Below are 6,039 nucleotides of genomic sequence, written 5' to 3'. Positions count from 1 at the left end.
AAGCTCGCGATCCTCGGGAGATACCACATCCGTGCCACGGTGCGCGTTCACCCACTTGTTCAGCGTCGAAAGCCCAACGCCCAGATCATCCGCAACTTGTCGCCGTGTCAGCCCGCTGGTCAGCGCAATTCGCACCGCGTCTTTGCGGAATTCATCCGTTCTTCCTGTGCCCATAGTTCGTCTCCTTTGTTGCAGTAAATGCTATCAAAGGAGCGGCATCAAACCGCGACAGGTCCAGACCTCTCCCAACTCACCACTTGGCGAGATGCTCTGATGGCCGCTCGCTATCAGGGCATCCGCACCGTCGAATACGACGGCAAGCGGGTGACCTACGCCAGCGACGCGGAAATGGCAGCGGCGCTGGGCGACCTCAACCGGCAGATCATCGGCACCACGGCGCGCATTGCCGTGGTCCGCATCCAATCCTCGAAAGGGCTCTGATCATGCAGAACTACATTCAGAACGGTCACATCGTCCGCGTCACTACGCCTGCGGGAGGGATCGCCTCGGGCGACCCGTTGATCGTCGGCAGCATCTTCGGCGTCGCCGCCTATTCATCGACCGAGGGAGACCCGGTCGAGCTCTCCACCACCGGCGTGTTCCATCTGCCGAAGGCCAGCGCGGCGGTCCTCGCGGTCGGCACCCGCGTGGCATGGGACAACACGGCGAAGGAAGTGACCACCCCAGCTGCCGGACGCTTCCCCATCGGCGTCGCCGTCGAAGCGGCCGGGAACAGCGTCACCAGCGTTGCAGTGCGGCTGGATGGAATCGCGACGGCGGCGGCGTGAGGAGCAGTCATTCTGCCAACTTTGTGATACCGAACGTACGTTCGATCTGCTTTCGAAGATTCTTGAGGCCCCTGTTGTCACTCGGGGTCTTCGGAAGCGTGATGGACTCGAGGCCATCGTAATCTCTCTCCGCTTCAAGCCGAATGTGCTTGTTGTCGGATTTCTCGGAATAGCCGTGTCGGCGAAGGAGCGCCGTCAACTCGCTAGCAACTCGTTTAGGATCCTTCGTTGCACGTGCGAGATCTTGGGTCAGTTCAGCGAGTGCGGGCGAGACGGGCAGCCGATCGACGATCCGTTGGAGTATGGCCCTCGACCTTCCATCAAGCCCGATCTGATCCGAGACCAACAATGTGGTCCTGGCCGCAAATCGTAGCCTGTCGGAGATCTCTCCCGAATAAACCTCTGGGCCGATCCGCCGAACGAGGTTGTCGGTCGAAAACTCGCCTTCATCAGTGCCAACACTTTCAGCCGGGCCAACGCTAAGCTGCTGCTCAAGCGTGCGAATCTTGTCCTGCAGGTTCTCAATCTCTTCTAGGTAAAGCTGTTCGCTCTCAGCGACGGTCAGCCGACTCCGTTCGCGTTCTCGATGAGCGCGAAGAGCCTGCTCCTGCAACTCCGTCCAATCCCACCCGAAGGTCGGCATCTGGCTCCGCAGATTCGACACTGCAATCCTGACTGCAGCTGCTAGCTCGCCTCCGTCTTGAATCTGCCAGCCTAGATAATACCGCCTGACGACTCCTTGACCTGGCGCAGACAGTCCCAGAGTTCCACCGTAGGCGTTGCTCGCTTCGGTCTCCTCGCGTAGATCGAAAGAAAACGCGCGATCTGGCTCCACAACCACATGGGCGATTCCACCGAGATCATAAGCCAATTTCTCGATCTCAGGTTGGCTTAGAACCCAAGAAGATGCCCCCGTCGCCGAGATGTAGACGGTCGGGAGCCACTTCGTCGCAGCGCCGAGAGTCGCCGCCTTGGCCAATAACAGACCTTCGTCATTGTTCTCGAGCCAAACAGGTTGGTCAGAGACAGCCAGCTGCAGGTCCTTCCCGCCCCACCCATTCTTCAGGAGCGCCTTGATCAAGTAAGGTTTCCGCGGGGTATCGAGTCGTGCGCCCGGTGTCGTCGCGATACACTGGGTTTTCAAGCGCACAAGGTCCTGACCGCCCTCGGCGGCCGCACGCTTCAGCACGCATTCCGTGCGCCATATGCGTCCGACATGATCTGGGAAATCGTGCCTAACGCCAACCGCGCTCCAACCATCGCTGGATTGAAGCTCCCGCATTCGGAGTTCTTCGCCAGTATCAGAGCGCACATGGACGTTCGCTCCGTCCAGTTCTGCCTCTGATTTGCTCGAAAGCACTGTTTGATGCTGCATTCCACGGAGCCATGCGACAACCTCGGCCGCGAAGGCCGCGCGGTTGTCGCTGGGTAGGACGGGAAATTCAGTCGAGAATGGGAGCATCCGGCAAGGATCAGAAATCCGAGCATGCTGGTCAAGTGCGAAAGTCGTGGAGGGTCGTCAACGGCTGGGCCTCTGGCCATTCCAACCAAACTGGACGGCGAGCGCCATCGGCCGTGAACACCTGCGGAATATCTACCCGGTCCCGTGTCGCGTTAGTGTCGCACGGAGAAATCGGGGATGCTCGTAAGCATTTGTAATCTTTGGGGAACGTGTAGCACAGGTTTGAGACACACCAAAAACACATAAGCCGCCCGGAGGGCGGCCTAAGTGTTTGGTATCTTGTAGGTATTTTTGGTTGCGGGGGTAGGATTTGAACCTACGACCTTCAGGTTATGAGCCTGACGAGCTACCGGGCTGCTCCACCCCGCGTCACTTGTTGGAGCGGTTTATGGGAACTCACGGGGGAGCACAAGGCCAATTCAGACCAGATCGCCCCCGATGTTACATTTTTTTTATTTTTCCGGGCGGGGTCTCTTTTACGCGCGCTATGACTGGTCTTTTGGGACCCTCCAAAACCTTTCACGTGTCCGGCAATATTGCGCCTCAGGTTTCCATCCAGATCGTGACCGGGCCGTCATTGATCAACTCCACCTGCATGTCGGCCCCGAATTCCCCGGTTTCGACCGGCACACCAAGCGCGGCAAGCCTTTGGGCGAAGAATTCATAAAGCGCCCTGCCCTTGTCCGGCGCAGCAGCAGCGGAAAACCCCGGGCGGTTGCCACGTGACGTATCGGCGGCCAGGGTGAATTGCGACACCACAAGAGCCGCCCCGCCAACATCCAGCAATGATCGGTTCATTTTGCCCGCATCATCTTTGAAAATGCGCAGCTTGGAAATCTTGGTCGCCATCTGATCGGCCTGTGATTCGCCGTCGCCCTGCATGGCACAGATGAGAATCAACAGCCCCGGGCCGCTACGCCCGATCATTTCGCCAGCGACAGAGACCGAAGCCCGACCGACCCGTTGCAACACTGCGCGCATTCATCTCTCCTCAATCTACCTGCCCTAATGGTTGATCAATCCAGAGCCGACTGCAAGCGGACTTGATACGAGTCAATGCACGCCTTCATCCGATTCCGAATAGTGGATGCAGACATTTACACAGAGGAGAAAATCAATGGTGGAAAAATCCCATACCGCCGGGGCTTGGCCGAACTTGTATGAGCCGTTGCGAAACTTTGGTCAGAAAATGGCGGATTGGCTGGCGCCGGCGTCAGAGGCATCGACCACGGATGACAGTTACAAGATTTCGTTGGAACTGCCCGGGGTCGAAGAGAAAGATATCGACATATCTGTGCATGACGGCGTGGTCGTCGTGAAGGGCGAAAAATCCTCCCAGAAGGAAGAGAAAGGCGAAACCTGGTTCTTTTCCGAACGGCAATACGGGTCCTTCAGCCGATCCTTCCGCCTGCCAGAAGATGCCGATGGCAATAAAGTCGAAGCGCATCTGAAAGACGGTGTGCTGCAGGTGATTGTTCCCAAGGTTGGCCCTGAGGCCAAGCAGGGCACCAAGGTCAAGATCAACAAGGGTTAAAGCCCCTGCTTTACTTGCGCCAGTCGATCACTTCGCTCAGCGGTGCCCGTTCCGTTCGGAACCGGTTGGCGGGGTGATCGATATCTTCATAGCCGAAGGATATCGCGCACAGGATCAGGCGATTGTTGGGAATATCGAAATGATCCCGCAAACTGGAGGCGAAAGCCGCCACCGCTGCTTGTGGGATTGATGCGATGCCCAAAGCCTGAGCGGCGAGCGTGAAAGCGGCAATGAAACCGCCGCAATCCATCGCACCATAAGGCCCAAGATCACGGTCGCTGGTTATGATCGCCACATGCGGCGCACCGAAAAGCCGGTAGTTTTCCAGCATTTGCTGCCCCGACGCTGCCCGATCGCCACGTTCCACCCCGACAGCATCATAAAGCTGCAAGCCACAGGTGCGGCGGCGCGACTGGTAGACTCCGGTATAACGCTTTGGCCAATCCAGATCCGGTTCGGGCGTTTCCGTCACCGCCGCTGCATAAAGCATATCGCGAAACCGGTCGGTTTCGGTTCCGCTTGTGATGATCACCTGCCAAGGCTGCGCGTTGCACCAACTGGGAACTCTCTGCGCAGCCTCTACAATCCTCGATATATGCGCATCCGGAACCGGATCGGGCAGAAAGCCCCGGCAACTGTGCCGATCGTGCAGGAGGCTGGAAAGCGTACCGAAGTCGCCATCCGACGGATTGGTTTGGGGATCAGACATTACCTTCGCTCATCGCTATCAGATATCCAATGCCTCCCGCCACGATCAGGCCCAGAACGACAGCAATGGTAATTTTCCATACCGACCAAGGCCGCTCACCCCGGACCTGTCCCGTCCGTCCGTTCACCACGAAGCGATAGGTCTTGCCCCGGTATTTATAAGCAGCAAGCCAAACAGGCAACAAGATGTGCTTGAAGGTGACATCGCTGATCTGAGTTTGAACGTCGTGAACACGCTGCCGGTCGCCGCCGATATCGAAACGGACATCACGTTCGATCACCCGGTCCATGTGACGGCGCGCCTCGTCATAGCCTTCGTCCAGATCGACCGTGTATCCTTCCGCCCTGAACCCGGCCAGGAATTCGGGCCGGTATGGTTCCAGCGCCGCCAGGTCCCAAGGTTCCAAAGCGTCGGTATAGCTTTTCGGCAAAGACCGTGAAGCAAGAACTAGCACATCGTCGAAAAACCGCGCCACCCGCCCCGAAGCGGGATACCAACGCACCTTTTGCACCTGTTCCTGCACCCTTTTGCCATCGCGCATCACCGTGCGGGTTTCATAGTACACCACCCCCCGTTCACCGCGATAACTGCTTTTGGTGTCGGCGTCGTAGGTCCAGTATGGAACATAGATGCCTTCCATCTTTCTCCCCTTGCGGGCGTATTCCTGCAAACCGTTCGGTGCGAACCACAATCGGCCCAACCAATCTGTCATCGACTTGCGCGCCTGTCCTTCGGTCAGGGCAAAGGGCAGCACCCCGCGCGGTTTGATATGACGATGTGCGCCGGTATCCGTGACCACAGGCGTGGCGCAAAAGGGGCATTCAGCGGCATGAGTGGCATCGTCCAGTTCGATCTGGGCACCGCAATTGGGGCATTTGCTGACCCGGGTTTCTTCGAAATCTTGACTTGGCAACAGGTTGTCCAGCGCGTGTTTGAAATCCAGCTCCTGAATACCGCCGGTGCGGGGCGACCTTTGCGCCATCTCGGCCGTATACCCGCAATGATCGCAGACCAGTTGGCCCTGTTCAGGGTCGAATCGTAAGTCTGCGCCGCATTCATCACAGGGAAAACGGTGTTCAGTAGAAGCCATTTCTGCAGGCCCTTCCTATTAAAAACAGTATAAAGGTCTTGTTTTTCAGTGCTTTGCTATAGGTATAAATGCCGACTTTTTGAAAATTCACAATAAAAACCATGTCCTCCTGTTCCAACGCTGCAAATGCCCAAAAGGGAGGCCTGTCCTAGGAAATATTACCCCTTTGAAATAGCGCGACTTTTTAGGGATTCGATCCTCAAATTATTTCCCAAATCTGATGCGATCATCTCAGTTTGAGCATTATTTTTGCTTCTGGTTGGGTTTGAAGCTCGTTAGTTTATGGGGGTTTATATACTTAATAGGGGAGCAAAATTACTTTTGGATAATATCGCGCTAAAATGAATGTCTGTAGTGTCGTTTAGGTAATCAACGGCGCGTGACTGCCCCTACTTAAGACGCAAGGACATCAAAATGGCTCAGCAAACGATCACAGCAAACACCCGCGATATCCTC

Annotated in this window: 8 protein-coding genes and 1 tRNA gene; 3 read left to right on the top strand and 6 right to left on the bottom strand. The window is 56.7% G+C overall.

Annotation, left to right across the window (positions count from 1 at the left end; translation table 11 throughout):
- The coding region (locus tag TG4357_RS02490) for a transposase (RefSeq protein ID WP_144433916.1) at positions 1 to 174 on the bottom strand (174 nt) is incomplete at its 3' end.
- Between the two features lie 24 nt (positions 175 to 198).
- Here TG4357_RS02490 and TG4357_RS19630 point away from each other — a divergent pair.
- Together TG4357_RS19630 and TG4357_RS02485 are read left to right on the top strand one after the other, a co-directional pair.
- The gene (locus TG4357_RS19630; protein ID WP_074647247.1) at positions 199 to 441 is read left to right on the top strand and encodes a phage head-tail joining protein; all 243 of its coding nucleotides are present in this window, start codon (positions 199 to 201) and stop codon (positions 439 to 441) included.
- Positions 442 to 443: 2 nt separating this feature from the next.
- Positions 444 to 788 carry a DUF2190 family protein gene (locus TG4357_RS02485; protein WP_058261302.1) on the top strand — a complete coding sequence of 115 codons (345 nt, stop codon included), beginning with the start codon at positions 444 to 446 and terminating at the stop codon, positions 786 to 788.
- A gap of 7 nt (positions 789 to 795) precedes the next feature.
- On the opposite strand, the gene TG4357_RS02480 is transcribed toward TG4357_RS02485, so the two are convergent.
- From TG4357_RS02480 to dtd, 3 genes are all read right to left on the bottom strand, one after another.
- Complete coding sequence (locus TG4357_RS02480) at positions 796 to 2,163, bottom strand: hypothetical protein (RefSeq protein WP_139193702.1); 1,368 nt, start codon at positions 2,161 to 2,163, stop codon at positions 796 to 798.
- Between the two features lie 379 nt (positions 2,164 to 2,542).
- Positions 2,543 to 2,619 (bottom strand) — tRNA-Met (locus TG4357_RS02475).
- A gap of 174 nt (positions 2,620 to 2,793) precedes the next feature.
- On the bottom strand, positions 2,794 to 3,231 hold the full coding sequence (gene dtd / locus TG4357_RS02470; protein ID WP_058261300.1) for a D-aminoacyl-tRNA deacylase: 438 nt from the start codon (positions 3,229 to 3,231) through the stop codon (positions 2,794 to 2,796).
- Positions 3,232 to 3,367: 136 nt separating this feature from the next.
- Between dtd and TG4357_RS02465 the strand changes: the two genes are divergently transcribed.
- Entirely contained in the window at positions 3,368 to 3,784 is a 417-nt protein-coding gene (locus TG4357_RS02465; protein WP_058261299.1) for an Hsp20/alpha crystallin family protein, read from the top strand.
- Between the two features lie 10 nt (positions 3,785 to 3,794).
- Here TG4357_RS02465 and TG4357_RS02460 read toward each other — a convergent pair whose 3' ends face one another.
- Both TG4357_RS02460 and TG4357_RS02455 read right to left on the bottom strand, forming a co-directional pair.
- Positions 3,795 to 4,493, bottom strand: coding sequence for a nitroreductase (locus TG4357_RS02460; protein WP_058261298.1), 699 nt, complete (start codon positions 4,491 to 4,493; stop codon positions 3,795 to 3,797).
- Positions 4,486 to 5,583 (bottom strand): primosomal protein N' (replication factor Y) - superfamily II helicase, encoded by a 1,098-nt coding sequence (locus tag TG4357_RS02455; RefSeq protein WP_058261297.1) that lies wholly within the window; start codon positions 5,581 to 5,583, stop codon positions 4,486 to 4,488. Before TG4357_RS02455 ends, TG4357_RS02460 begins: the two co-directional genes overlap by 8 nt.
- Between the last annotated feature and the right edge of the window lie 456 nt (positions 5,584 to 6,039).

This window comes from Thalassovita gelatinovora, assembly GCF_001458355.1.
In the GTDB taxonomy this organism is placed as follows: domain Bacteria; phylum Pseudomonadota; class Alphaproteobacteria; order Rhodobacterales; family Rhodobacteraceae; genus Thalassobius; species Thalassobius gelatinovorus.
The sequence above is the reverse complement of the archived record's forward strand: the minus strand, read 5'-3'. Positions and strand labels throughout refer to the sequence as shown.